The following is a 24,621-nucleotide window of genomic DNA, read 5'->3' on the forward strand; positions in this document are numbered from 1 at the left end:
GTTCACACTCGCTCGATGGCGCGCTCGCCGAACAGGCCGGCGGGCCGGATATACAGGAAGGCCAACGCCAAGACATAGGCGAACCACGGCGTGATGCCGCCGCCGATCAGCGGGCCGATATACACCTCGGCGAGGTTCTCCGCAGCGCCGACGATCAGCCCGCCGACTATCGCCCCGCCAATCGAGGTAAAGCCGCCGATGATCAACACCGGCAAGGCTTTGAGCACCACCAGCGACAGCGAGAACTGCACGCCCTGGCGCGCGCCCCACAGCAGCCCGGCCACCAGCCCGACAATGCCGGCCACCGCCCAGACGATCTGCCAGATACGGTTGAGGTGGATGCCGATGGACAGTGCCGCCGTGGTGTCATCCGCCACGGCGCGCAGCGACACGCCGATGCGGGTCTTGTTGAACAGCAGCGCCAGCACCGTCACCAGCACCACGGCCGCCACGGCGGCGATCAAGTCGAACTGGCTGAGCATCAGCGGCCCGACAAACAACGGCACGTCGTCGATGCCCAGGTCCAGCGCGCGCACCTGCGAGCCCATCAGGCCCTGGGCCAGGCCCTCGATGATGAACGACAGGCCGAGAGTGGCCATGAACAAGGTGATTGGCGAACGGTTCACCAAGGGTCGCAACACCAGGCGTTCAATCAGCAACGCACCGACGATCATCACGATCACGGTCAACACCAGCGCCAAGGCAAATGGCACACCCTGTTCATGCAGGCTGACGAAGGTCAGCGCGGCAAACAGCAGCATCGAACCCTGGGCGAAATTGAACACGCCGCTGGCCTTATAGATCAGCACGAAACCGATGGCGACCAGCGAGTACAGGGTGCCGGCGAGCAGGCCGCCGAGCAGGGTTTCAAAGAAGAATGTCATGCGTGTGCCACTCCCAGGTAAGCCGCAATCACATCGGGGTTGGCCTGTACCTCAGCCGGCGAACCATCGCCGACCTTGCGCCCGTAATCGAGCACCACCACATGGTCGGACAGCTCCATCACCACGCCCATATCGTGTTCGATCAACACTACGGTGGTGCCGAGGTCGTGGTTCACATCGGCGACAAAGCGCGCCATGTCCTGTTTTTCTTCGGCGTTCATGCCGGCCATGGGCTCATCGAGCAATAACAGGCTGGGCCCGGCTATCAGTGCCCGGCCCAGTTCCACGCGCTTTTGCAGGCCATAGGACAGGTTGCCCACCGGCACATCGCGGTGGGCCTGCAGTTCCAGAAACTCGAGGATGCCCTGGGCGCGCAGGCGAAACGCCGCGGCTTCGCGACGTGCGCGGGGCAACCCCAGGGCCTGTTCGATAACGGTGCTGCGCATATGCCGCGACAGGCCGGTGAGAAGGTTGTCGAGCACGCTCATCTTCTTGAACAGCGCGTTGTTCTGGAAGGTACGCCCAATGCCGCGATGCGCCGCGCCCAGTGGGTCGATGCGCTGCAAGTGCTGTTGATCGAAGACGATCTCGCCGGCATCGAAGCGATACACACCGTTGAGCACATTGAGCAGCGAGCTTTTGCCGGCACCGTTAGGGCCGATCAGCGCGCAGATCTCACCGCGCTGCACCTCGAACGACAGCGCATTGATCGCCTTGACACCTTTGAACGACAGCGAAATATCGCGCACCTGAAGAATGGCCTGGCTCATGCGATGTCCCGTTTGAATTCGGCCAGCCACGTCGGCTCGGCGGTGGTTTTGAGGGGCTGCCAGATAAAGGCCAGGCGCTGGAAACCCAAGAGTCTGCGCACGCGGTGTTTCAGCAGCCGACGCAGGCCGCTTTGCGGGTGGACGATGGCCCAGTCACACAGGCGGCGACGCCAGGTGCCTTGCGGCGCCAGGCGGCTTTCGATGTCCTCGGCCAGGTGCTGCAACCGTGCGGGCGACAGCAGCAGGCCGGTGGGGGCCACTTCAGTGCGATCACGCCGCGCTGAGGCCAAGGTTTCCGGGAAGGCCAGGCCGTGGCCGCTGTTCAGCCATTGCGCCAGCAATACCGTCAGGCCGTCTTGCCAGTGAGTGCCCTCCTCGCTCCACAGCGCGGTTTCGCCCGACGGTTGCCACCAGCGGTGCAGGTACAGGGCCGGGTCTACCGGACCGAGTAATTGAGCAAAATCCAAGCGCTGGGTGAACGCCCAATCGGGCTGGCGACCTTGAACGTAGGCGTGGCTGGGACGAATACGCCACAGCTGTTGCTGCAAGGCCTGCGGCTCCAGGTCGTCGGGCAACGTCAGCACCTGTGCGCCGACGGCCTCGGCCGCCAACGCCAGCAACAACAGGTTCGGCTCAAAAGCGCCGCTGAGCACCAACCGTGACTGTTCGCTGAAACCTTGCTGGCGCAAACCATCGGCCAGGCGTTCGACATCGCGCAACGCATCAACCCAGCGCCAGATGTACCACTGGCCCTGGCGCTTGTGCCGCAGGGCGATGTGCAATGGCGTGAGTTGTGCCCAATGGTGCAGGTGTTCCAGCAGAGCCTTTGGTTCGTGCACGCTCATAGGGGGTGCTCCTGAATGTTAAAAACGACACAGGTCAAGTGTGAGAGCGGGCTTGCTCGCGAAAGCGTTGGATCAGCCAGCATTGATGGTGAATGTCAGTCCGCATTCGCGAGCAAGCCCGCTCCCACATGGGTTTTGTGTGAACCTGACAGGTCGCGGTAGCTGGCGCCGGGATGGCTCGCCCCCAACCGCGCACCATCACCCAACAGCTTCTCGCGCAAGGTGCCCTGGGCGTATTCGGTCTTGTACACACCGCGCTTTTGCAACTCCGGCACCAGCCATTCCACGGCGTCGGTAAAGGTCTCGTGAGTCAGCGCATAGGCCAGGTTGAAGCCGTCCACATCGGTGTCTTCCACCCATTCCTGCAGCAGGTCGGCGACGGTGTCCGGGCCGCCGACGAACAGGGGGCCGAAGCCGCCGATGCCGACCCAATCGGCCAGCTCATTCGGCGTCCAGATCTTGTTCGGGTCGGCCGTGGAGAAGGCTTCCACCGCCGATTGAATCGCATTGGTGTGCACATGCTTGAGCGGCTCATCCGGCTTGAACTGGCTGAAGTCGATGCCGGTCCAGCCAGAAATCAGCGCCATCGCACCTTCGTAGCTGACGTAGGACTTGTATTCGTCGAACTTGGCTTTGGCCTTGGCGTCGGTCTCGTCGACGATCACGGTCTGCAAGTTGAAGATCAGGATTTTCTTCGGATCGCGCCCCGCTTCAGCGGCACGGCGGCGAATATCGGCCACGGTGTTTTTCAGCAGCACCTTGGATGGCGCCGCAACGAACACGCACTCGGCCTGCTCGGCGGCGAACTGTTTGCCACGGCTGGAAGCGCCAGCCTGGTACAGCACCGGCGTGCGCTGGGGCGACGGTTCGCACAGGTGAATGCCGGGCACCTGGAAGTGTTTGCCGACATGGCGGATCTCATGGATTTTGCTCGGGTCGCTGAAAACCCGCCGCTCGCGATCGCGCAGCACCGCGCCCTCTTCCCAACTGCCTTCCCAGAGTTTGTAGCAAACCTGCAGGTATTCCTCGGCATAGTCGTAGCGCGCATCGTGTTCGGTCTGGGCCTTCTGGCCGAGGTTCTTGGCGCCGCTTTCCAGGTAGGAGGTGACGATGTTCCAGCCGATACGGCCCTTGGTCAGGTGATCCAGGGTCGATAGACGGCGGGCGAACGGATACGGGTGCTCGAACGACAGCGACGCGGTGAGGCCAAAGCCCAGGTGTTCAGTGACCAGCGCCATTGGCGCGATCAACGACAGCGGGTCATTGACCGGCACCTGGGTGGCCTGACGAATCGCCGCGTCGCCGTTGCCGTGGTACACGTCGTAGATGCCGAGCACGTCAGCGATAAACAGGCCGTCGAACTTGCCGCGCTCGAGGATTTTCGCCAGGTCGGTCCAGTAGTCCAGGTCCTTGTACTGCCATGAACGGTCACGCGGATGCGCCCACAGGCCGGGGGATTGGTGGCCGACGCAGTTCATGTCGAAGGCATTCAAACGAATTTCACGGGCCATCAAAGCACTCCGTTGAGGTGGTAGTTGCCGACAACCGGGTATTTCCAGCGCAACGGGTCATCCAGGGTCGGCGGCAGCGCGGTGCGTTGGCCGGTCAGTTCGAATTCAGCGTTACTGGCGGCGATGAGGGCCTCGGCGGCGGCGATCTGCGCTTCGGTGGCAGCCACAGGGCTGGGGTGGGTGTCTGCGCGCTCAAGCAAGGCGGCGGCGACATCCACGCGGATCTGCAAGTCGCCGAAACGGCTGATCACGTAGGGGTCGTCACTGTGTTCGACATGGTGGCGGGTGCTGTCCAGCAGTTGGCGGGCGAGCGTCAGTGCGGTCATGGGTCAGGCTCCTCAGTTCCAGGCGTGGCGCGCAGGTTTCACGCCGTTGAGCACGAAGTTGCCGATCAGGTGGTATTTCCAGCGGGCCGGGTCGTGCAGGGTGTGGGTGCGCGCGTTGCGCCAGAAACGGTCGAGGTTGTGCCTGGCGCTGACCGAGCGGGTACCGGCCAGTTCGAAGAGCTTGCTGCTGGCGAGCAAGGCGGTTTCGGCCGACAGTACTTTGGCCTGGGCCACGACCAGCGAAGCGTTGGCCACGGTGTCTTCATTCGGCTCGGCCAGGGCCTGATCGACCGCGATGCCGGCCTTGGCGAGGATGGCCTCGGTGCCGTGCACGCGCCATTGGAGGTCACCGATGGCGGCGATGGTGAATGGGTCTTGCCAGCCATGATCCTGCTGGCTGTCGATCCATGGCCGTGCCTGGCGGGCATGGACCTTGGCGTGCTCCAGCGCTCCAACGGCGATGCCGGTGTCGACGGCGGCCTGGATGATCTGCGAAATCGGCCCGTCCGCCGTGGGTTGATCAAATGCCAGGTGGGCAGGAATCACCGCGCTCAACGGTACGGTCACGCCGTCCAGGGTCACACCGCCGCTGGCGGTGGTGCGCTGGCCAAAGCCATCCCAGTTGTCGATCACGCTCAGGCCGGGCGCGTCGCGCTCGACGAAGCCGATGAACGCCTGGCCCTGTTCGTTATTGCCCACGGTGGGCACGATATGGGCGAACAGCGCGCCGGTGCAGTAGAACTTTTCACCGTCGATGTGCGCGGTGTCACCGTTGAAACGGATCTGCGTGTCGAAGGTTCCGGCGTTTTTGCTCTTGGCCTCGGAGAACGCATTGCCGAAGCGATAACCCGCCAGCACCTTGGCGAAGTAATAGCGCTTTTGATCTTCGGTGGCGGTTTGCAGCAGGAGGTCCACCACACCCAAGTGATTCTGCGGGATTTGTCCCAAAGACGGGTCGGCAGCGGAGATCAACTTGATCACCTCGGCCACGGTCACATAGGACACCCCGGCACCGCCGTACGCCTTGGGCACGGTAATCCCCCACAGGCCGCTGGCGGAAAATTCGTCGAGTTCGGCCACCGGCAGGCGCCGCTCACGGTCGCGCGCGCTGGCTTCGACGGCAAAGCGTTCGGCCAGGCGCGTGGCGACTTCGATGGCCTCCGCGTCCGAGCGGATGATATGGGCAGGGTGTTGAGGGTGGGCTGACATGGGCCGACTCCAGGCTCCGAGGGAATACCGGAGGGATTGCAGGAGTCGTGCCTGAATTCAATCTTCAATAAAATCAGCAGCTTGCTGGAAAATCAGCGCCACAGCGCATGGCTCAAACCAGCAAAGTGTGCATCCACTGTTGCCTGGCCAACAGTCAGATCACCACGTTGCGCACAAAGCGCACGGCCACCTCACCGTCGTTGCGATAGCTGTGGGCGTGGCGGCTGGCGAACATGAAGAACTCACCGGCAGCCACCTGCTTCTGTTCATCGCCCACCAGCAGGGTCAGGCAACCTTCGAACACAAACAACTGCACGCTCCAGCCTTCCGGGTCCGGCTCTGGGCTGTAGCGATCTCCCGGTTCCAGGCGCATTTCCCACAATTCGACTTCGCGCCGGGCGTTGGCGCGGGCCAGCAACACGGCTTTACTGCCGGGGATATCCCCGGCCCAGGCCAGCTCGTTGATACGGCTGTGATCGGGCGCATCCGGCGCCTGGATCAGATCGCTGAAGGCCACATCCAGCGCTTCGGCCACGCGGTCGAGGGTGGACAGGCTGACGTTCTTCTCGCCGGCCTCGATGGCCACCAGCATGCGCCGGCTCACCCCGGACTTTTCCGAAAGCGCGGCCTGGCTGAGGTCGGCGGCGTGGCGCAGGCGACGGACGTTCTGGCTGACGTGCTGCAGGACCGAGGCCCGGTGTGGATTTTCTTTGTGCACTATATTGCTCAATGGGTGGGTGTGCGCAGTATACTGCCCAGCGTGCGGCGCATTGTGCGGTCCGTGCCTTTCCCATGCAAGACCAGAGCCGCCATGACAGCCCCAACCTCCCCTTCGCGTTTCAACCGCTTCAGCAAAGCCGAATGCATCCTGGTGTTCATCACCATGATCTGGGGCGGTACGTTTTTGCTGGTGCAGCATGCCATGACTGTCAGCGGGCCGATGTTTTTCGTCGGCCTGCGCTTTGCAGCAGCCGCGGTTGTAGTGGGCTTCTTCTCATTGCGTACGCTGCGCGACCTGACCCTGTTCGAGTTGAGGGCCGGGGTGTTTATTGGCGTGGCGATCATGTTTGGCTACGGCTTGCAGACCATCGGCCTGCAGAGCATTCCTAGCAGCCAGTCGGCGTTTATCACGGCTTTGTATGTGCCGTTCGTGCCGCTGTTGCAGTGGCTGGTGCTGGGGCGGCGCCCGGCGCTGCTGCCGAGTATTGGCATCATGCTGGCGTTTACCGGGTTGATGCTGTTAACCGGGCCGGCCGGCGCTTCTTTCAATTTCAGCCCCGGTGAAATCGCCACGCTGATCTGCGCAATGGCGGTAGCGGCCGAAATCATCCTGATCAGCGCCTATGCCGGGCAGGTGGATGTGCGCCGCGTCACCGTGGTGCAACTGGCCACGGCGTCGCTGTTATCGTTTCTGATGGTAGTGCCGATGGGCGAGGCGTTGCCGGGATTCTCGTGGTTGCTGCTGTTCAGCGCCGTGGGCCTGGGCTTGACCAGTGCGGTGATCCAGGTGGCGATGAACTGGGCGCAGCAGAGCGTTTCGCCGACACGGGCGACGTTGATTTACGCCGGCGAGCCGGTATGGGCCGGGGTAATCGGGCGGATTGCCGGCGAGCGCTTCCCGCCGATAGCAATGCTGGGGGCGGTGCTGATTGTGGTGGCGGTGATTGTGAGCGAACTCAAAACCCGCCAGCAACGGCGTACCGAACGTCAGGCCACGCTGGAGCAGGAGCATCAGGCCTGAACGGCGCTCAGAGGCGCAGCTCGCTGTCCAGATGAATAGCCTCCAGGAATGCCGTGTCATGGGACACCACAATCAACGCGCCCTGATATTGATTGAGCATTTGTTCCAGGGCGATGCGGCTGGGCAGGTCCAGGTGATTGTCCGGCTCGTCAAGGACCAGCAATTGCGGTGGGCTCTGAGCGTACAACTGCGCGGCCAAGGCAATTTTCAGGCGTTCGCCACCACTCAGTTGTCCCGTCTCCAGCATGGCCCGGTCGGCATCGATGCCCATCTGCGCAAGCCGCGTGCGCGCCTCGCTTTCAGGCAACAAGGGGTTGCTTTCATGCAGCCATTGCACCGCCGTGCGCTCAGGGTGCTCCAGGCCCGCGTGTTGATCCAGCCAGCCGATGTTAGCACTGCGCACCACTTCACCGGCCGCCGCCGACAACTGGCCACTGATAACCCGTAGCAAGGTTGACTTACCGCTGCCATTGGCACCCAGGATGGCCAGGCGCAGGGGGCCGGACACTGTGAGGTTGATGGGCAACGGGCTGCCAAAGGGCAACCGGACGTCCGTCAACTGCAGGATCAACTTGCCCTGGGGTACGGTGCTCTCCGGCGAGAGCATCATGCGCACCAGCTCCGGCGCGCAACGCGCACGCGCATCCGCAATGCGCTGCTGTTGCTGCTCACGAGCCTGTTGCTGATTGAGGCGCAGGCGCCCCTGGCTGTTTTCGCTGCGCTCTTTCTGGGCATTGGTGATCAGTCGGGTCTGGTTGCCTTCCCGCGCCTGACGGTCGCCGCGCGCATTACGGCGCTGCTGACGTTCCATCTGCGCCACCGCTTCACGTTGCTCGCGCCTGGCCTGGGCGCGATGTCCCTGCAACGTCGCCTGAAACGTCTGCTGCTCGTGCTCACGGGTGGCGGCATAGTGAGTGTAATTACCGCCGTAGACGGCCAGCCCCAAGGGCGACAACTCGACGATTTCATCCATGTGCTCAAGCAGACCACGGTCATGACTGATCAGCACCAGCCCGCCGTTCCATCGTTCAATCTGCTCGGCGAGCGCTTGCTGCTGATCGATATCCAGGTGATTGCTCGGCTCATCGAGGATCAGCCAGTCGGCACGGGACAACCAGGCGCCCAGCAGCGCGACCCGCTGCCGTTCGCCGCCGCTCAAGGCGGCGGTGGGTGAATCTGCATTCAAATGCCCCAGGCCGATCTGCTCCAGAGCTGCCGCAAGCCTTGGAGCACAGTCCCATTGATCCACCGCCAGGGCGTGGTCGTTGCCGTCGAGGCTGCCCTGCGTGATGCGCTCCAGCGCCGCGAGCACATGGTCAACACCCGCCAGCGCGGCGACCGTGGGAAACTGCTGCGGCTCCAGCAATTGCGCCACCGCGCGCACCCGGCCTTCGCGACGCACATGACCCTGGGTGGGTTGCAATGTACCGGCCAGCAGGCGGCCCAAGATCGATTTGCCGCAGCCATTGGCGCCCACGATACCGGTCGACCGGGCGCTGAACGCATGATTGAGCTGTTCGAACAGCACGCGCCCATCCGGCAGGCTGTATGAAACATGATCGAGATGCAGCAGTCGTTGGGTCATGACACTTCCTTATGAAACGGTCCGGACAGGATTCGAGGAGGCCTGCGCCGGACGGGCGACGACGAGCTGGGGTCTGCTCGTCACAAAGACAGCGCGACGATCAGGGTAAAATTGTTGGCAGCGCTACCAAATGGGAATTTTCGACCTACCTTGTAGGATCCTGCCACATCTTGCCGTTTGGTGATCACGAAAGCGGCACGTATGATGCATCCCAAACTCCCGCAGATTAGAAGCCTATGTCCCTGATAGTTCTACTGCTTCTGCCGTTCATCGGCAGCTGTCTGGCGGCCTTGCTGCCGCATAATGCACGTAACACCGAATCCCTGCTGGCCGGCCTTGTGGCCCTGGTCGGCACCGTTCAAGTCGCCCTGCTCTACCCTCAAATCGCCTACGGTGGCGTGATCCGCGAAGAATTCATGTGGTTGCCCAGCCTCGGCCTGAATTTCGTGTTGCGCATGGATGGCTTTGCCTGGTTGTTTTCGATGCTGGTGCTGGGCATCGGCGCGCTGGTGTCGCTGTATGCGCGTTACTACATGTCGCCGGATGATCCGGTGCCGCGTTTCTTTGCGTTTTTCCTGGCGTTCATGGGCGCCATGCTCGGGCTGGTGATCTCCGGCAATCTGGTGCAGATCGTATTCTTCTGGGAACTGACCAGCCTGTTCTCGTTCCTGTTGATCGGCTATTGGCACCACCGCGCCGACGCGCGGCGCGGTGCCTATATGGCGTTGATGGTCACCGGCGCGGGCGGCTTGTGCCTGCTGGCCGGGGTGATGTTGCTGGGGCATATCGTCGGCAGCTATGACCTGGACCAGGTGCTGGCGGCGGGCGAGCAGATTCGTGCGCACTCGCTGTACCCGGTGATGCTGGCGCTGGTGCTGATCGGCGCGCTGAGCAAAAGCGCGCAGTTCCCGTTCCACTTCTGGCTGCCCCACGCCATGGCGGCACCGACGCCGGTTTCGGCCTATCTGCATTCGGCGACGATGGTGAAGGCCGGCGTGTTCCTGCTGGCCCGCCTGTGGCCATCGCTGTCGGGCAGCGAAGAATGGTTCTGGATCGTCGGCGGTGCCGGCGCTCTTACCCTCCTCCTCGGCGCCTACTGCGCCATGTTCCAGAATGACCTCAAGGGCCTGCTGGCCTACTCCACCATCAGCCACCTCGGGCTGATCACCTTGCTGCTGGGCCTCAACAGCCCGCTGGCCGCCGTCGCGGCAGTGTTTCATATCCTCAACCACGCCACCTTCAAGGCCTCGCTGTTCATGGCGGCGGGGATCATCGATCACGAAAGCGGCACGCGTGATATCCGCAAGCTCAGCGGCCTGGTAAAGCTGATTCCGTTCACTGCGACCCTGGCGATGGTGGCCAGTGCCTCCATGGCCGGCGTGCCGTTGCTCAATGGCTTCCTGTCCAAAGAAATGTTCTTCGCCGAAACGGTGTTTATCTCGGCGACACAGTGGGTGGAATTCGCCCTGCCGGTGATCGCGACCATCGCCGGCACCTTCAGCGTGGCCTATGCCCTGCGCTTTACCGTGGATGTGTTCTTCGGCCCGCCCGCCACCGACCTGCCCCACACGCCCCACGAACCGCCGCGCTGGATGCGCGCGCCGGTGGAACTGCTGGTGTTTACCTGCCTGCTGGTGGGGATCTTCCCGGCCCAGGTGGTGGGCTCGATCCTCGCCGCCGCCGCGTTGCCGGTGGTGGGCGGCGTGCTGCCGCAGTACAGCCTCGCGATCTGGCACGGCTGGAACGCGCCGATGATCATGAGCCTGGTGGCCATGAGCGGTGGCGTGGTGCTGTACCTGCTGCTGCGCAAACAGCTCAAACGTGGCCGCTTCAAGTACCCGCCAGTGATCAGTTACTTCAACGGCAAGCGCATGTTCGAGCGCAGCCTGGTGGTGATGATGCGCGGGGTGCGCAAGATCGAGAAACGCATCAGCACCAAGCGCCTGCAGACCCAGCTGTTCCTGCTGGTGATCGTCGCGGTGATCGGCGCCATGATCCCGATGATCAACAGTGGCCTGACCTGGGGCGACCGGCCGAAGATCCCCGGTTCCATCGTGTTCGTCACCCTGTGGCTGCTGGCGATTGCCTGTGCCCTGGGCGCCGCCTGGCAAGCCAAGTACCACCGGCTGGCGGCCCTGACCATGGTCAGCGTGTGCGGGCTGATGACCTGTGTCACCTTCGTGTGGTTCTCGGCGCCGGACCTGGCGCTGACGCAATTGGTGGTCGAAGTGGTCACCACCGTGCTGATCCTGCTCGGCCTGCGCTGGCTGCCACGGCGGATCGAAGAGGTCTCGCCACTGCCCGGTTCGCTGCGCAAGGCGCGCATTCGACGCGTGCGTGACTTCCTGTTGTCCACGGTGGTAGGTGGCGGCATGGCGCTGCTGTCCTACGCGATGCTCACGCGCCAGACGCCCAACGACATCTCTTCGTTCTACTTGAGCCGCGCCCTGCCCGAAGGCGGCGGCAGCAATGTGGTGAACGTGATGCTGGTGGACTTCCGTGGCTTCGATACCCTCGGCGAAATCACCGTGCTCGGCGCCGTCGCGCTCACGGTATACGCCCTGCTGCGCCGCTTCCGCCCCTCCAAGGAAAGCATGCAACTGCCCGCCCAACAGCGCCAGCTGGCGCCAGACGTGGCCACCGACCTGGTCAACCCACGCCAGGCCAGCGACACCGCCCTGGGCTTCATGATGGTGCCGGCGGTGCTGGTGCGCCTGCTGTTGCCGATTGCGCTGGTGGTGTCGTTCTACCTGTTCATGCGCGGCCATAACCAGCCGGGCGGCGGGTTTGTCGCCGGGCTGGTGATGTCGGTGGCGTTTATCCTGCAATACATGGTGGCCGGTACCCAGTGGGTCGAGGCGCAGATGAGCCTGCGGCCGATGCGCTGGATGGGCTTCGGCCTGCTGTCGGCGACCCTCACCGGGCTCGGCGCGCTGTTTGTCGGCTACCCGTTCCTCACCACCCACACCTGGCATTTCAGCCTGCCGCTGCTGGGCGATCTGCATGTCGCCAGTGCGCTGTTCTTCGACGTTGGCGTGTACGCCATGGTGGTCGGCTCGACGCTGCTGATGCTCACCGCCCTCGGCCACCAGTCGGTGCGCGCGCACAAACCGAGCAACCAGCCCAAAGCCGTTGCCGCAACAGAAGGAGCCGCCTGATGGAAGAAGTCATCGCAATTGCCATTGGGGTCCTGGCGGCCTCCGGCGTGTGGTTGATCCTGCGCCCACGGACATTCCAGGTGGTGATGGGCCTGTGCCTGTTGTCGTATGGCGTCAACCTGTTCATTTTCAGTATGGGCAGCCTGTTTATCGGTAAGGAGCCGATCATCAAGGACGGCGTGCCGCAAGACCTGCTCAACTACACCGACCCCCTGCCCCAGGCCCTGGTGCTCACGGCCATCGTGATCAGCTTCGCGATGACCGCGTTGTTTCTGGTGGTGCTGCTGGCGTCACGGGGCCTGACCGGCACCGACCATGTGGACGGCCGGGAGCCCAAGGAATGAACTGGGTCAATCAACTGATCGTCGCGCCGATTCTGCTGCCGTTGCTGACCGCCGCGCTGATGCTGATGCTCGGCGAGAAGCGCCGCCCACTCAAGGCCAAGATCAACCTGTTCTCCAGCGTGATCGGCCTGGGCATCGCGGTATTGCTGCTGTACTGGACGCAAAAAGGCGGCCCCGGCTCCATCGGCGTGTACCTGCCGGGTAACTGGCAGGTGCCGTTCGGCATCGTGCTGGTGGTGGACCAACTGTCGGCGCTGATGCTGGTGCTCACCGGGATCATCGGCGTCAGCGCCTTGCTGTTCGCCATGGCCCGCTGGGACCGTGCCGGCACCAGTTTCCACGCGCTGTTCCAGATCCAGATGATGGGCCTGTACGGCGCCTTTCTCACGGCCGACCTGTTCAACCTGTTCGTGTTCTTCGAGGTGCTGCTGGCGGCCTCCTATGGTTTGATGCTGCACGGTTCCGGGCGGGCGCGGGTGTCGTCGGGGCTGCATTACATTTCGATCAACCTGCTGGCGTCCTCGTTGTTCCTGATTGGCGCGGCGATGATCTACGGCGTCACCGGCACGCTGAATTTCGCCGACCTGGCACTGAAAATCCCGCTGGTGCCAGAGGCCGATCGCGGCCTGTTGCATGCCGGCGCGGCGATCCTCGCTACGGCGTTCCTGGCCAAGGCCGGCATGTGGCCATTGAACTTCTGGCTGGCGCCGGCCTACTCCTCGGCGAGTGCGCCGGTGGCGGCGATGTTTGCCATCATGACCAAGGTCGGCGTGTACACCGTGCTCCGTTTGTGGACGCTGCTGTTCTCCGGGCAGGCCGGCGCATCGGCGTTGTTTGGTGGCGACTGGCTGGTGTACGGCGGCATGGCAACCATCATCTGCGCGGCGCTGGCAATGCTCGCGGCGCAACGCCTGGAGCGCATGGCGAGCCTGAGCATCCTGGTCTCGGCCGGCATCCTGCTGTCGGCGGTGGGCTTTGCCCAGCCGAGCCTGACGGCGGGGGCGTTGTTCTACCTGGTCAGCTCGACATTGGCGCTGAGTGCGCTGTTCCTGCTGGCCGAGTTAATCGAACGTTCGCGCTCGGCCAACGACCTGCCGTTGGATGAAGAGATCGATGCACTGCCCAAGGCCATGGAGTCATTGCATCCGCGCCCTGGCGTCAACCTCGACGACGAGCAGAAAGCCGTGGTCGGCCAGGTGATTCCCTGGACCATGGCTTTCCTCGGCCTGAGCTTCGTCGCCTGCGCCCTGCTGATCATCGGCATGCCGCCGCTGTCCGGGTTTATCGGCAAGCTGAGTTTGTTGAGTGCGCTGGTTAATCCCCTGGGCCTGGGCAGCGGCCTGGAAGGCCCGATCCGCCCTGCCGCATGGGGCCTGATGGCATTGCTGATCCTATCCGGCCTGGCCTCGCTGATCGCCTTCGCACGCTTGGGCATCCAGCGCTTCTGGACCCCGGAAGAGCGCCCATCGCCGCTGCTGCGTCGCTATGAGTGCATACCCATCTTCTTCCTGCTGGGCCTGAGTATCCTGCTGACCTTCAAGGCCGAGCCGCTGATGCGCTACACCCAGGCCACCGCCCAGAGCCTGAACAACCCGGAACACTATGTAATGGCGGTGATGGCCACGCGCCCGGTGCCAAGCCCTGAAGCCAAGACCGCCGCACTGGAGGTGCAACCATGAAGCGCCTGCTCCCTGCCCCGTGGCTGTCGCTGGCATTGTGGATGCTGTGGCTGGTACTGAACCTGTCCGTGAGCCCCGGCAACCTGCTGCTCGGCGCCTTGCTGGGCGTTCTCGCCCCACTGCTGATGGCGCCGCTGCGCCCGCAACCCATTAGCCTGCGCCGTCCCGGCGTGATCCTGCGCCTGGTCCTGCTGGTGGGCCGCGACGTGATCGTCTCCAACCTGCAAGTGGCCTGGGGCGTGCTGATGTGCGGCTCGCGCCCGCCGCGTGCTCGCTTCGTCAAGATCCCCATGGACCTGTGCAGCCCCAACGGCCTCGCCGCGCTGTCGATGATCACCACGGTGATCCCCGGCACCATCTGGTCGGAACTGGCGCTGGACCGCAGCGTCCTGCTGCTGCACGTGTTCGACCTGGACGATGAAGCGGCATTTATCGAACACTTCAAAACCACCTACGAACGGCCCCTGATGGAGATCTTCGAATGAGCGCCCTGCTCTCCAATGCGATCCTGCTCAGCCTGTTCCTGTTCTCCCTGGCGATGGTGCTGACCCTGGTGCGCCTGTTCAAAGGCCCGTCCGCGCAAGACCGGGTGCTGGCGCTGGACTACCTGTACATCCTGGCCATGCTGATGATGCTGGTGCTCGGCATTCGGTATGCCAGTGATACCTACTTCGAAGCAGCGCTGCTGATCGCGCTGTTCGGCTTCGTCGGCTCGTTTGCCCTGGCCAAATTCCTGCTGCGTGGGGAGGTGATTGAATGATGCCGTTATGGATAGAAATCGTCGTCGCGGTGCTGCTGGTGCTGAGCAGCGTGTTTGCGTTGATTGGCGCGATTGGCTTGCTGCGTATGAAAGACTTCTTCCAGCGCATGCACCCACCGGCACTGGCCTCGACGTTGGGCGCGTGGTGCGTGGCGCTGGCCTCGATCATCTATTTTTCGGTGCTCAAGTCCGGGCCGGTGCTGCACGGCTGGTTGATTCCGATTTTGTTGGCGATCACCGTGCCGGTCACAACGCTGCTGCTGGCGCGAACGGCGCTGTTCCGCAAGCGTATGGCCGGCGATGACGTACCGGCCGAAGTCAGCAGCCGCCGCTGATTCATCAGGCGAACGCAGTAAGATTGATGCCAGGCAAAAAATCGGGCTTGCACAGCCAACGCCCAGGAACCGCACAATGAGCAAAACCTACACCCCCGCCACCGCCGCAGCCGACGTCGAAACCACCCTCGCCTGGCTCGGCGGGCGCTGGAAGCTGATCATCCTGTTCCACCTCTTCGGCGGCCAGGTGCAGCGTTATTCAGACCTTGAGCGGCTGATCCCGGATATCTCGCAGAAGATGCTCGCCCAGCAATTGCGCCAGCTCGAAGCCGACGGCCTGGTGCAGCGCACGGTCTACCCGGTGGTGCCACCCAAGGTGGAATACCGCATGACCGAGTGGGGCCAGAGCCTGTGCCCGGTGCTGGACGGCCTGCTCAAGTGGCAGGCCGCCAAGCCGACGACTTAAACCGTGGGGACGGTACCACCGTCGATCACATACTCGGTGCCGCTGATCGAAGCGGCGCGGGGCGAGACTAGAAAGGCGATCAAGTCGGCCACTTCCTGGGGCTTGGCCGGCCGCCCAAGCGGAATGCCACCCAGCGCTTGCATGATGATCTGCTTGCCGCCCTCATAATCGGTCCCGGCCTCGTCCGCCAAACGCTCCGCCAGCGCCAGCGCCACCGCCGCATCCGTCTCCACCCAGCCCGGCGACACCCGCACCACCCGCACGCCCTTGGGGGTGACTTCCTTGGACAGGCTCTTGCTGTACGTCGCCAACGCCGCCTTCGCAGCGGCATACGCCGTGGTCGACTCCGGCAACGGCAACTCACGCTGGATCGACGTGACATGAATAATCACCCCTGCCCCACGCTCGATCATCCCCGGCAACAGCGCCCGATCCACCCGCACCGCCGCCATCAGGTTCCGGCCCAGCGCGCTCGACCACTGCTCATCATCCAGCGCCGCAAAACCACCGCCTGGCGCGCTGGAGCCGCCGAGTACATTGACGATGATATCGACGCCGCCAAACCGCTCTTTCACTGCCTCGGTAGCGCTCGTACAACCGGCGGCAGTGCCCAGGTCGGCGGCGATGAAGTGCACGCCTTCAGGTGTCGAATCCCCCGCCGCACGCGCGACCGACACCACTTGGGCGCCTTGTTCATGCAGCACGGCGACCACGGCGGCGCCGATCCCTTTGGTGCCGCCGGTGACCAGCGCGCGGAGGCCTTTGAGGCCCAGATCGAAACTCATACCCCGATCTCCAGTGCAGCAATCTTGGCACCTTCCAGACTGAAGCAATACCGCAGATCCAGTGGGCTTCCAGGGAAATTACCCACCAGATGGCTGGTCACGACGGTTTTACCGCCCTGCTCTTCACAGGCGAAAGGCTCGCTGGTGTAGGTGTACTTGCTGACAGTACCGGCCTTCCAGGCCTGGATAGCCGACAAGCCGACATAGGTGTGGCCTTCGTCTTTCACCACGGCGTCGGCGGTGAAACATTCGCTGAAATCGCCTGCCTTGGCGGCGTCGGCGGCAAAGTAACGGGCGATGGCAGTGGGAAGCGCAAGGGTCATGGAAGGTACTCCTGAGAATCGAGAGACCCTCAAGATAGAAACAGTCGAAACAAGCCACAAGAACGCACGTAAAGGTAATGGGCTAACAGAAAAGTAAGGGTGGGGTTTCAGGGGGCTGCAAGGAAGTGGGGTGGTGGCTCCAATACTCTAGGAGCTTGGCCCTGGGAATCTGCCGGATGCTGGAGGGGATTCAGTTGTCAGTGGAGAAAACACTCAACCTGAATGACAACGCAGCTCAGCGATAAATCTGAAACAGAAGAGTGCGCAGAGTGGGCACGGTAAAAATGTGGGAGCGGGCTTGCTCGCGAATGCGGTGTATCAGCCAATGAATATGTTGAATGACATAGCGCATTCGCGAGCCCGCTCCCACACTGGATCAAGTGAGCGGCTAAAACGTGCCCCAAAAAAACGCCCCAAACCAGTCGGGGCGTTTTTTTTCCAGCGAGCAGCAACCAACCGTCAGTCAGCCAACCGCCACGTCGTCCCACCCTTCCCGTCTTCCAACACCACACCCATTGCGGTCAGTTGGTCGCGGATACGGTCGGATTCCGCCCAGTCTTTATTGGTACGAGCAGCCAGACGCGCCTGGATCAGCGCATCCACCTCAGCCGCGTCCACCCGGCCTTCGGCGCCGGCTTGCAGGAAGTCGTCGGCTTCCATCTGCAGCACGCCCAGCACGCTCGCCAGTTCTTTCAGGCGTGCCGCCAAACCAGCCGCCGCGTCGAGGTCGCTCTCACGCAGGCGGTTGATCTCGCGCACCATTTCGAACAGCACCGCGCAGGCTTCCGGGGTGCCGAAGTCGTCGTTCATGACTTCGGTAAAGCGTGCAACGAAGGCTTCGCCGCCGGCCGGCGCCACCACGGGCAGGCCTTTCAATGCGTGGTAGAAACGCTCCAGGGCGCCCTTGGCGTCCTTGAGGTTGTCTTCCGAGTAGTTGATGGCGCTGCGGTAGTGGCTCGACACCAGCAGGTAACGCACCACTTCCGGGTGGTACTTTTCCAGCACGTCGCGGATGGTGAAGAAGTTGTTCAAGGACTTGGACATCTTCTCGCCATTGATGCGGATCATGCCGCAATGCATCCAGGCGTTGGCGTAGGTCTTGCCAGTGGCGGCTTCGCTCTGGGCGATTTCGTTTTCGTGGTGCGGGAACTCCAGGTCGCTGCCGCCGCCATGTATGTCGAAGGTCTCGCCCAGGCAGCAGGTGGACATCACCGAGCACTCAATGTGCCAGCCTGGACGGCCTGGGCCCCACGGCGACTCCCAGCTCGGCTCGCCGGGCTTGGTGCCTTTCCACAGCACGAAGTCGAGCGGGTCCTGTTTGGCTTCGTCGACTTCAATGCGCGCACCGATGCGCAGGTCTTCGATCTTCTTGCGCGACAGCTTGCCGTAGCCCATGAACTTGGCGACGCGGTAGTACACGTCACCGTTGCCCGGGGCGTAGGCATAGCCCTTGTCGATCAGGGTCTGGATCATCGTGTGCATGCCGGGAATGTGATCCGTGGCACGCGGTTCCATGTCCGGCTTGAGGATATTGAGGCGCGCCTCATCCTCATGCATCGCGGCGATCATGCGCTCGGTCAGCGCGTCGAACGCCTCGCCGTTTTCATTGGCGCGGTTGATGATCTTGTCGTCGATGTCGGTGATGTTGCGCACATAGGTCAAGTCATAGCCGCTGAAACGCAGCCAGCGGGTCACCAGGTCGAAGGCGACCATGCTGCGGCCGTGGCCGATGTGGCAGTAGTCGTACACGGTCATGCCGCACACGTACATGCGCACTTTGTTGCCATCGAGCGGCTTGAAGACTTCTTTGGTCTTGCTGAGTGTGTTGTAGATCGTTAACACGACAACTCCCTTAAATCACTGACCCCACGAATCACGCAAGGTCACGGTACGGTTGAATACCGGAGCACCAGGTTTGGAGTCCTTGATATCCGCGCAGAAGTAACCTTCGCGCTCGAACTGGAAACGGTCTTCCGGCTGTGCGTCGCCAAGCGATGGCTCGGCACGACAACCCGTGAGAACTTGCAGGGAGTCAGGGTTGATGTTGTCGAGGAAGCTCGCGCTGTCTTCGGCCTTCTCGGGGTTGGGCGAGCGGAACAGACGATCGTACAGGCGCACTTCGCACTCGATGCTGGCAGCGGCCGGCACCCAGTGGACCACGCCCTTGACCTTGCGGCCTTCAGGGTTCTTGCCCAGGGTGTCCGGGTCGTAGGAGCAGCGCAGTTCGACGATGTTGCCATCGGCGTCCTTGATCGCTTCATCGGCGCGGATCACGTAGCTGCCACGCAGGCGCACTTCGCCGTTCGGCTCCAGGCGCTTGTAACCTTTTGGCGGTTCTTCCATGAAGTCATCGCGATCGATGTAGATTTCACGGGCGAATGGCAGCTTGCGCACGCCGAGCTCTTCTTTCTGCGGATGACGCGGCAGTTCGAGGTTTTCGACCTGGCCTTCCGGGTAGTTGGTGATCACGACTTTCAACGGGCGCAGCACGCACATGGCGCGCGGGGCGTTCGCGTCGAGGTCCTGGCGGATGCTGAACTCGAGCATGCCGTAGTCGACCACGCCGTCGGAGCGGTTGGTGCCGACCATCTCGCAGAAGTTGCGGATCGACGTCGGGGTGTAGCCACGGCGGCGGAAGCCCGACAGCGTCGACATGCGTGGGTCGTCCCAGCCATGCACGTGCTTTTCATCCACCAGTTGCTTGAGCTTGCGCTTGCTGGTGATGGTGTAGTTCAGGTTCAGGCGGCTGAACTCGTACTGACGCGGATGCGCAGGCACCGGCAGGTTGTCCAGGAACCATTCGTACAGCGGGCGATGGCTTTCGAACTCCAGGGTGCAGATGGAGTGGGTGATGCCTTCGATGGCGTCCGACTGCCCGTGGGTGAAGTCGTAGTTGGGGTAGATGCACCACTTGTCGCCGGTCTGGTGGTGGTGGGCATGGCGGATGCGGTACATGATCGGGTCGCGCAGGTTCATGTTCGGCGAGGCCATGTCGATCTTGGCGCGCAGGACGCGGGCGCCGTCGGGGAACTCGCCGGCGCGCATGCGCGCGAACCAGTCGAGGTTCTCTTCTACCGAACGGTCGCGGAACGGGCTGTTCTTGCCAGGCTCGGTCAGCGTGCCGCGGTATTCCTTGGCCTGCTCCGGGCTCAGGTCGTCGACGTAGGCCTTGCCGGCCTTGATCAGCTCCACGGCCCAGTCGTGCAACTGGTCGAAGTAGTGCGAGGCATAGCGCACTTCACCGGACCACTCGAAACCCAGCCACTTCACGTCGCTTTCGATGGCGTCGATGTATTCCTGGTCTTCCTTGGCCGGGTTGGTGTCGTCGAAACGCAGGTGCGTGACGCCACCGAACTCCTGGGCCAGGCCGAAGTTCACACAGATCGACTTGGCGTGACCGATGTGCAGGTAGCCATTGGGCTCTGGCGGGAAGCGGGTGACGATCTGCGTATGCTTGCCCGATTCCAGGTCCGCCTGGATGATCGGGCGCAGGAAGTTGACCGGGACGGCAGGTCCGGCCTTGGAATTCGAGGTAGGGTCGACAGTGGGCTTGCTCATAGGATCCTTGAACAGACGAGTACGTGGCCGGGTCAGGCCAGATAAAACAAAGGGCTTATCATAGCCGATGCTGTCAACCACCTGACAGAGCACGGCCAAAAACTGCTGCTTTAATTGCTGCTTTAATGACAAGCGCGGTAAAAAACCACCTCGAAATTCCTGCAAGGCAGGCTAAACTGCGCGCCTTGGCCGCACTTTAGCCAAACCGGTAAGGCGCCCCAGGCGCTCACACCCACGAATTCCCTGAAAAGAGTAATGAACATGACTCAAGTCAAACTGACCACCAACCACGGCGAGATCGTCATCGAGCTGAACGCCGAGAAAGCGCCGATCACCGTCGCCAACTTCATCGAATACGTGAAAGCCGGCCACTACGAAAACACTGTTTTCCACCGTGTCATCGGCAACTTCATGATCCAGGGCGGCGGTTTCGAGCCTGGCATGAAAGAAAAGAAAGACAAGCGTCCAAGCATCCAGAACGAAGCCGACAACGGTCTTTCCAACGACAAGTACACCGTCGCCATGGCCCGCACCATGGAACCGCATTCGGCCTCCGCGCAGTTCTTCATCAACGTGGCCGACAACACCTTCCTGAACCACAGCGGCAAGAACGTGCAGGGTTGGGGCTACGCAGTGTTCGGTAAAGTCACCGCAGGCACTGAGATTGTCGACAAGATCAAAGGTGTCTCCACCACCAGCAAGGCCGGCCACCAGGACGTACCCGCAGAAGACGTGATCATCGAGAAAGCCGAGATCATCGAAGCGTGATATTGCTGATTTCAGATTTGCATCTGGAAGAGGAACGCCCGGACATCACCCGGGCGTTTCTGGATCTGCTCCACGGCCGCGCCCGTGGCGCCCAGGCGTTGTACATTCTGGGGGACTTCTTTGAAGCCTGGATTGGCGACGATGGGATGACACCCTTCCAGCGTTCCATCTGCGAGGCTCTGCGCGAGCTGAGCGACAGTGGCACCCCGATTTTCATCATGCACGGCAACCGCGATTTCCTGATCGGCAAGGCGTTCTGCAAAGCCGCAGGCGCTACCTTGCTCAAGGATCCGAGTGTCGTGCAACTCTATGGCGAGCCCGTGCTGCTGATGCACGGCGACAGCCTCTGCACCCGCGACCTCGGCTACATGAAGCTGCGGCGCATCCTGCGTAACCCGCTGGTGCTGTTCATCCTGCGCCACCTGCCCTTGCGCACCCGCCACAAGCTGGCGCGCAAGCTGCGCAGCGAAAGCCGTGCGCAGACGCGCATGAAGGCCAACGATATTGTCGATGTGACCCCCGAGGAAGTCCCGCGGGTGATGCAGCAGTTCGGCGTGCGCACCCTGGTCCACGGCCACACGCACCGCCCGGCCATCCATAAGTTGCAGATGGGTGAGCAGGCGGCCAAGCGCATTGTGCTGGGGGATTGGGACAAGCAGGGTTGGGCGTTGCAGGTGGATGAGCAAGGGTTTCAACTGGCGGCGTTTGACTTCGTCAATCCGCAGTTGGCGCTGCCCGGCGCCTGATCAAGCACACCACCGATTCCCAGTAAGGGAGACACCAATGTGGGAGCGGGCTTGCTCGCGAAGACGGTGTGTCAGTCACCTTATGTATCGACTGAACGACCGCTTTCGCGAGCAAGCCCGCTCCCACATTTTTTGACCGCGTACACCCTCTGATCAGTGGCCTGAGGCTTCTGGCCCTGCCTTGGCACCAAACGGCGGCTTGGCCAACCACACCAGCAGCATCAACCCCGCGAAGATCCACCCCATCAACGTGAAGTAATCCACGGTGGACATCATGTACGCCTGGCTGGTGAGAATCTGGTCCAGTTGGGTATATGCCTTCTGCCCTGCCCCACCCAGCGCCTGCAGGGCATCGCGCGTGGCCGAGTCATAGACGGTCATGTTCTCGCTCATGTAGGCATGGTGCTGGTCGGCGCGGCGAATCCAGATCCAGGTGGTGAGCGACGCCGCGAAGCTGCCGCCCAACGTGCGCAGGAAGGTCGCGAGCCCGGCGCCGTCGGCGATCTGGTGCGGTGGAAGGTCGGACATCAGGATGCTCAAGGTCGGCATGAAGAACAGCGCCACGCCAATGCCCATGAACAACTGCACCAGGGCGATGTGCTGGAAATCCACCTCGTTGGTGAAGCTCGCACGCATGAAACAGCTCAAGCCCATCGCCAGGAACGACAGCCCCGCCAGCAGGCGCAGGTCAAACTTATGCGCGTACTTGCCCACGAACGGCGACATCACCACCGGCAGAATACCGATCGGCGCCACCGCCAGGCCCGCCCAGGTAGCGGTGTAGCCCATCTGGGTCTGCAGCCACTGCGGCAGGATCAGGTTGATGCCGAAGAAACCCGCATAGCCGCCGATCAACACAATGGTGCCAATACGGAAGTTACGGTAGGCAAACAAGCGCAGGTTGACCACCGGATGCTTGTCGGTCATTTCCCAGATCACAAACACCGCCAGGGCAATCAGCGAAATCGCCGCCCCCATAATGATGAAGTTGGATTCGAACCAGTCCAGGTCATTGCCCTTGTCGAGGATGATCTGCAATGCACCGACCCCGACGATCAGGCTCAACAGCCCCACATAATCCATGGGTTGATAGCTGGTCTCTACCGGGCGTTTACGCAGCTGCGAACGCACCACCATCACGGCAAAGATGCCGATGGGCACGTTGATAAAGAAGATCCACGGCCAGCTGTAGCTGTCGGTGATCCAGCCACCCAGGATGGGCCCGGCAATCGGCGCCACCACCGTGACCATCGCCAGCAGCGCCAGGGCCATGCCGCGCCTCGCCGGCGGGTAGACCGCGATCAACAGCGTCTGGGTCATCGGGTACAACGGCCCCGCGACCAGGCCTTGCAATACCCGAAAGCCGATCAGCTCGGGCATCGAGGTGGAAATACCGCACAGGAACGAGGCCAGCACAAACAGCAGGGTCGCCCATAAAAACAGCTTCACTTCGCCAAAGCGCCGGCTCAGCCAGCCGGTGAGCGGCAAGGCAATGGCGTTGCTCACCGCAAACGAGGTGATCACCCAGGTGCCCTGCTCCGAACTCACGCCGAGGTTGCCGGAGATGGTCGGCAGCGCCACGTTGGCGATGGTGGTGTCGAGCACCTGCATAAAGGTCGCCAGCGACAGGCCAATGGTGGCCATCAGCAGGCTGGGCGGCGTGAAGGAGGCGTTCTGGCTCATCAGCGTTGCACAGCCTTCGGCGCGGCGAGGCTGTTGTCATGGATCAACTGAGTGATCATAGCGTCGGCTTCGGCCAGTTGGCGGTCATACACGTTGGTGGTGAACGAGGCCTTCTGCGGCGGCTGTTGCGCCAGTACCGGGCCACTCTGGTCATGCAGGTCGACATTGACCACGGTGCTCAAGCCCACGCGCAACGGGTGTTTGGCCAGTTCTTCGGGATTGATATGGATACGCACCGGTACCCGTTGCACGATCTTGATCCAGTTGCCGGTAGCGTTCTGCGCCGGCAGCAGGGCAAACGCGCTGCCGGTACCGGCGCCGAGGCTGTCGACGGTGCCGCTGTACTTCACATCGCTGCCATAGATGTCCGATTCGATGTCCACTGGCTGGCCGATGCGCATGTCACGCAGTTGGGTTTCCTTGAAGTTGGCGTCGATCCACAGCTGGTTCAGCGGGATCACCGCCATCAGCGCCGTGCCCGGCTGCACACGTTGGCCCAGTTGCACGGTGCGCTTGGCCACATAGCCGGTCACCGGGGCGATCAGGGTGCTGCGTGCATTGGCCAGGTAAGCCTGGCGCAATTGCGCGGCGGCGGCTTGCACGTCGGGGTGGGACGAAATCACCGTGTCATCCACCAGGGCGTTGCTGGTCTTCAGTTGCTGCTCAAGATTGGTCAGCGCGTTCTTGGCCGCCGTCAGGCTGTCACGGGCGTGGGACAGTTCTTCCTGGGAAATCGCCCCGCCCTGGGCCAGGGTCTTGCGACGGTTGTAGTTATCCTGGGCGGTTTGCACATCGGCTTTCTGCGCATTGACCTGGGCTTTCATGCCGTCGACGTTGCTGTACAAGCCGCGCACTTGGCGCACGGTACGTGCCAGGTTGGCCTGGGCACTTTGCAGGCCGACCGCAGCGTCATTCGGGTCGAAGTTGATCAGCACCTGGCCCTCGTGGACCAGGTCGCCATCGTCGGCGCCAATGCTGACCACGGTGCCGGTGACCAGCGGGGTGATTTCCACCACGTTGCCGTTTACATAGGCGTCGTCGGTGCTTTCGCTGAAGCGCCCGTAGAGCTCATGCCAGCCCCATACGCCTGCGACGCAGAGGATGACGAGCAGCGTCAGGCCGATGAGCATGACTTTGCGTTTGCGCGGGTTGCTGTCGTTTGTTTGTGTTGCGTTGTTGCTGTCGGCAGTCGCCATAACAAATAC

Annotated in this window: 24 protein-coding genes; 10 read left to right on the forward strand and 14 right to left on the reverse strand. The window is 62.5% G+C overall.

All coding sequences use genetic code 11. The features are described from left to right. Window positions 1-2: 2 nt before the first annotated feature. The 7 genes from AB4O05_RS21410 to AB4O05_RS21440 all read right to left on the reverse strand — a co-directional run bounded on the left by AB4O05_RS21410 (window position 3) and on the right by AB4O05_RS21440 (window position 6,263). The gene (locus tag AB4O05_RS21410; protein WP_460135427.1) at window positions 3-884 is read right to left on the reverse strand and encodes a branched-chain amino acid ABC transporter permease; all 882 of its coding nucleotides are present in this window, start codon (window positions 882-884) and stop codon (window positions 3-5) included. Continuing rightward, complete coding sequence (locus AB4O05_RS21415; protein WP_460135425.1) at window positions 881-1,654, reverse strand: ABC transporter ATP-binding protein; 774 nt, start codon at window positions 1,652-1,654, stop codon at window positions 881-883. Before AB4O05_RS21415 ends, AB4O05_RS21410 begins: the two co-directional genes overlap by 4 nt. Further along, a complete protein-coding gene (locus tag AB4O05_RS21420) occupies window positions 1,651-2,499 on the reverse strand; it encodes an AMP-binding protein (RefSeq protein WP_460135423.1) in 849 nt (282 codons plus the stop codon). The genes AB4O05_RS21415 and AB4O05_RS21420 overlap by 4 nt, the downstream gene beginning before the upstream one ends. 95 nt (window positions 2,500-2,594) lie before the next feature. After that, window positions 2,595-4,010, reverse strand: coding sequence for an LLM class flavin-dependent oxidoreductase (locus AB4O05_RS21425; protein WP_460135422.1), 1,416 nt, complete (start codon window positions 4,008-4,010; stop codon window positions 2,595-2,597). Next, a complete protein-coding gene (locus AB4O05_RS21430; RefSeq protein WP_460135421.1) occupies window positions 4,010-4,336 on the reverse strand; it encodes an acyl-CoA dehydrogenase in 327 nt (108 codons plus the stop codon). The genes AB4O05_RS21425 and AB4O05_RS21430 overlap by 1 nt, the downstream gene beginning before the upstream one ends. A 12-nt stretch (window positions 4,337-4,348) precedes the next feature. Then, complete coding sequence (locus tag AB4O05_RS21435) at window positions 4,349-5,545, reverse strand: SfnB family sulfur acquisition oxidoreductase (RefSeq protein WP_460135420.1); 1,197 nt, start codon at window positions 5,543-5,545, stop codon at window positions 4,349-4,351. Window positions 5,546-5,699: 154 nt separating this feature from the next. After that, entirely contained in the window at window positions 5,700-6,263 is a 564-nt protein-coding gene (locus AB4O05_RS21440) for a helix-turn-helix domain-containing protein (protein WP_460135419.1), read from the reverse strand. Window positions 6,264-6,356: 93 nt separating this feature from the next. On the opposite strand from AB4O05_RS21440, the gene AB4O05_RS21445 reads away from it, so the two are divergent. Beyond that, window positions 6,357-7,286, forward strand: coding sequence for a DMT family transporter (locus AB4O05_RS21445; RefSeq protein WP_460135418.1), 930 nt, complete (start codon window positions 6,357-6,359; stop codon window positions 7,284-7,286). Window positions 7,287-7,293: 7 nt separating this feature from the next. Here the strand turns inward: AB4O05_RS21445 and AB4O05_RS21450 are convergent, their stop codons facing one another. Beyond that, window positions 7,294-8,871 (reverse strand): ABC-F family ATP-binding cassette domain-containing protein, encoded by a 1,578-nt coding sequence (locus tag AB4O05_RS21450; RefSeq protein WP_460135417.1) that lies wholly within the window; start codon window positions 8,869-8,871, stop codon window positions 7,294-7,296. A 236-nt stretch (window positions 8,872-9,107) separates the two neighbouring features. Between AB4O05_RS21450 and AB4O05_RS21455 the strand changes: the two genes are divergently transcribed. From AB4O05_RS21455 to AB4O05_RS21485, 7 genes are all read left to right on the forward strand, one after another. Then, on the forward strand, window positions 9,108-12,029 hold the full coding sequence (locus tag AB4O05_RS21455) for a monovalent cation/H+ antiporter subunit A (RefSeq protein WP_460135415.1): 2,922 nt from the start codon (window positions 9,108-9,110) through the stop codon (window positions 12,027-12,029). Then, window positions 12,029-12,373 (forward strand): Na+/H+ antiporter subunit C, encoded by a 345-nt coding sequence (locus tag AB4O05_RS21460; protein WP_003192163.1) that lies wholly within the window; start codon window positions 12,029-12,031, stop codon window positions 12,371-12,373. Before AB4O05_RS21455 ends, AB4O05_RS21460 begins: the two co-directional genes overlap by 1 nt. Then, a complete protein-coding gene (locus AB4O05_RS21465) occupies window positions 12,370-14,052 on the forward strand; it encodes a monovalent cation/H+ antiporter subunit D (RefSeq protein ID WP_460135414.1) in 1,683 nt (560 codons plus the stop codon). Before AB4O05_RS21460 ends, AB4O05_RS21465 begins: the two co-directional genes overlap by 4 nt. Then, window positions 14,049-14,537 carry a Na+/H+ antiporter subunit E gene (locus tag AB4O05_RS21470; RefSeq protein WP_460135413.1) on the forward strand — a complete coding sequence of 163 codons (489 nt, stop codon included), beginning with the start codon at window positions 14,049-14,051 and terminating at the stop codon, window positions 14,535-14,537. The genes AB4O05_RS21465 and AB4O05_RS21470 overlap by 4 nt, the downstream gene beginning before the upstream one ends. Then, window positions 14,534-14,812 (forward strand): K+/H+ antiporter subunit F, encoded by a 279-nt coding sequence (locus AB4O05_RS21475; RefSeq protein ID WP_038846025.1) that lies wholly within the window; start codon window positions 14,534-14,536, stop codon window positions 14,810-14,812. The genes AB4O05_RS21470 and AB4O05_RS21475 overlap by 4 nt, the downstream gene beginning before the upstream one ends. Continuing rightward, the gene (locus tag AB4O05_RS21480; RefSeq protein WP_460135411.1) at window positions 14,809-15,147 is read left to right on the forward strand and encodes a Na+/H+ antiporter subunit G; all 339 of its coding nucleotides are present in this window, start codon (window positions 14,809-14,811) and stop codon (window positions 15,145-15,147) included. The genes AB4O05_RS21475 and AB4O05_RS21480 overlap by 4 nt, the downstream gene beginning before the upstream one ends. 76 nt (window positions 15,148-15,223) lie before the next feature. After that, window positions 15,224-15,553: a winged helix-turn-helix transcriptional regulator gene (locus AB4O05_RS21485; protein ID WP_065940100.1), complete on the forward strand. Its 330-nt coding sequence runs from the start codon at window positions 15,224-15,226 to the stop codon at window positions 15,551-15,553. Here AB4O05_RS21485 and AB4O05_RS21490 read toward each other — a convergent pair. The 4 genes from AB4O05_RS21490 to AB4O05_RS21505 all read right to left on the reverse strand — a co-directional run bounded on the left by AB4O05_RS21490 (window position 15,550) and on the right by AB4O05_RS21505 (window position 20,219). Then, window positions 15,550-16,338: an SDR family oxidoreductase gene (locus tag AB4O05_RS21490; RefSeq protein WP_460135409.1), complete on the reverse strand. Its 789-nt coding sequence runs from the start codon at window positions 16,336-16,338 to the stop codon at window positions 15,550-15,552. The genes AB4O05_RS21485 and AB4O05_RS21490 overlap by 4 nt on opposite strands. After that, window positions 16,335-16,661 (reverse strand): nuclear transport factor 2 family protein, encoded by a 327-nt coding sequence (locus AB4O05_RS21495; protein ID WP_460135407.1) that lies wholly within the window; start codon window positions 16,659-16,661, stop codon window positions 16,335-16,337. The genes AB4O05_RS21490 and AB4O05_RS21495 overlap by 4 nt, the downstream gene beginning before the upstream one ends. A gap of 459 nt (window positions 16,662-17,120) precedes the next feature. Next, window positions 17,121-18,503, reverse strand: a complete 1,383-nt coding sequence (gene cysS / locus AB4O05_RS21500) for a cysteine--tRNA ligase (protein ID WP_460135405.1) — start codon at window positions 18,501-18,503, stop codon at window positions 17,121-17,123. Between the two features lie 15 nt (window positions 18,504-18,518). Next, window positions 18,519-20,219, reverse strand: coding sequence for a glutamine--tRNA ligase/YqeY domain fusion protein (locus AB4O05_RS21505; RefSeq protein WP_460135404.1), 1,701 nt, complete (start codon window positions 20,217-20,219; stop codon window positions 18,519-18,521). Between the two features lie 261 nt (window positions 20,220-20,480). Between AB4O05_RS21505 and AB4O05_RS21510 the strand changes: the two genes are divergently transcribed. Next, window positions 20,481-20,987 (forward strand): peptidylprolyl isomerase, encoded by a 507-nt coding sequence (locus tag AB4O05_RS21510; protein ID WP_460135403.1) that lies wholly within the window; start codon window positions 20,481-20,483, stop codon window positions 20,985-20,987. Further along, on the forward strand, window positions 20,984-21,733 hold the full coding sequence (lpxH, locus tag AB4O05_RS21515; RefSeq protein ID WP_460135402.1) for a UDP-2,3-diacylglucosamine diphosphatase: 750 nt from the start codon (window positions 20,984-20,986) through the stop codon (window positions 21,731-21,733). Before AB4O05_RS21510 ends, lpxH begins: the two co-directional genes overlap by 4 nt. Before the next feature lie 153 nt (window positions 21,734-21,886). Here lpxH and AB4O05_RS21520 read toward each other — a convergent pair whose 3' ends face one another. Together AB4O05_RS21520 and AB4O05_RS21525 are read right to left on the reverse strand one after the other, a co-directional pair. After that, on the reverse strand, window positions 21,887-23,416 hold the full coding sequence (locus tag AB4O05_RS21520; RefSeq protein WP_460135401.1) for a DHA2 family efflux MFS transporter permease subunit: 1,530 nt from the start codon (window positions 23,414-23,416) through the stop codon (window positions 21,887-21,889). Continuing rightward, complete coding sequence (locus AB4O05_RS21525; protein WP_460135400.1) at window positions 23,416-24,612, reverse strand: HlyD family secretion protein; 1,197 nt, start codon at window positions 24,610-24,612, stop codon at window positions 23,416-23,418. Before AB4O05_RS21525 ends, AB4O05_RS21520 begins: the two co-directional genes overlap by 1 nt. Between the last annotated feature and the right edge of the window lie 9 nt (window positions 24,613-24,621).

The organism is Pseudomonas sp. S1_G07 (genome assembly GCF_054668565.1).

Excerpts from the sequence above, each read along its gene's own strand:
- AB4O05_RS21490 (WP_460135409.1), bottom strand. The coding sequence starts at position 16,338 with ATGAGTTTCGATCTGGGCCTCAAAGGCCTCCGCGCGCTGGTCACCGGC.
- AB4O05_RS21510 (WP_460135403.1), top strand. The coding sequence starts at position 20,481 with ATGACTCAAGTCAAACTGACCACCAACCACGGCGAGATCGTCATCGAG.
- AB4O05_RS21460 (WP_003192163.1), top strand. The coding sequence starts at position 12,029 with ATGGAAGAAGTCATCGCAATTGCCATTGGGGTCCTGGCGGCCTCCGGC.
- AB4O05_RS21450 (WP_460135417.1), bottom strand. The coding sequence starts at position 8,871 with ATGACCCAACGACTGCTGCATCTCGATCATGTTTCATACAGCCTGCCG.
- AB4O05_RS21435 (WP_460135420.1), bottom strand. The coding sequence starts at position 5,545 with ATGTCAGCCCACCCTCAACACCCTGCCCATATCATCCGCTCGGACGCG.
- AB4O05_RS21465 (WP_460135414.1), top strand. The coding sequence starts at position 12,370 with ATGAACTGGGTCAATCAACTGATCGTCGCGCCGATTCTGCTGCCGTTG.
- AB4O05_RS21430 (WP_460135421.1), bottom strand. The coding sequence starts at position 4,336 with ATGACCGCACTGACGCTCGCCCGCCAACTGCTGGACAGCACCCGCCAC.
- AB4O05_RS21410 (WP_460135427.1), bottom strand. The coding sequence starts at position 884 with ATGACATTCTTCTTTGAAACCCTGCTCGGCGGCCTGCTCGCCGGCACC.
- AB4O05_RS21415 (WP_460135425.1), bottom strand. The coding sequence starts at position 1,654 with ATGAGCCAGGCCATTCTTCAGGTGCGCGATATTTCGCTGTCGTTCAAA.
- AB4O05_RS21520 (WP_460135401.1), bottom strand. The coding sequence starts at position 23,416 with ATGAGCCAGAACGCCTCCTTCACGCCGCCCAGCCTGCTGATGGCCACC.
- AB4O05_RS21480 (WP_460135411.1), top strand. The coding sequence starts at position 14,809 with ATGATGCCGTTATGGATAGAAATCGTCGTCGCGGTGCTGCTGGTGCTG.
- AB4O05_RS21445 (WP_460135418.1), top strand. The coding sequence starts at position 6,357 with ATGACAGCCCCAACCTCCCCTTCGCGTTTCAACCGCTTCAGCAAAGCC.
- AB4O05_RS21495 (WP_460135407.1), bottom strand. The coding sequence starts at position 16,661 with ATGACCCTTGCGCTTCCCACTGCCATCGCCCGTTACTTTGCCGCCGAC.
- AB4O05_RS21420 (WP_460135423.1), bottom strand. The coding sequence starts at position 2,499 with ATGAGCGTGCACGAACCAAAGGCTCTGCTGGAACACCTGCACCATTGG.
- AB4O05_RS21505 (WP_460135404.1), bottom strand. The coding sequence starts at position 20,219 with ATGAGCAAGCCCACTGTCGACCCTACCTCGAATTCCAAGGCCGGACCT.
- AB4O05_RS21525 (WP_460135400.1), bottom strand. The coding sequence starts at position 24,612 with ATGGCGACTGCCGACAGCAACAACGCAACACAAACAAACGACAGCAAC.
- AB4O05_RS21470 (WP_460135413.1), top strand. The coding sequence starts at position 14,049 with ATGAAGCGCCTGCTCCCTGCCCCGTGGCTGTCGCTGGCATTGTGGATG.
- AB4O05_RS21455 (WP_460135415.1), top strand. The coding sequence starts at position 9,108 with ATGTCCCTGATAGTTCTACTGCTTCTGCCGTTCATCGGCAGCTGTCTG.
- AB4O05_RS21425 (WP_460135422.1), bottom strand. The coding sequence starts at position 4,010 with ATGGCCCGTGAAATTCGTTTGAATGCCTTCGACATGAACTGCGTCGGC.
- AB4O05_RS21485 (WP_065940100.1), top strand. The coding sequence starts at position 15,224 with ATGAGCAAAACCTACACCCCCGCCACCGCCGCAGCCGACGTCGAAACC.
- AB4O05_RS21475 (WP_038846025.1), top strand. The coding sequence starts at position 14,534 with ATGAGCGCCCTGCTCTCCAATGCGATCCTGCTCAGCCTGTTCCTGTTC.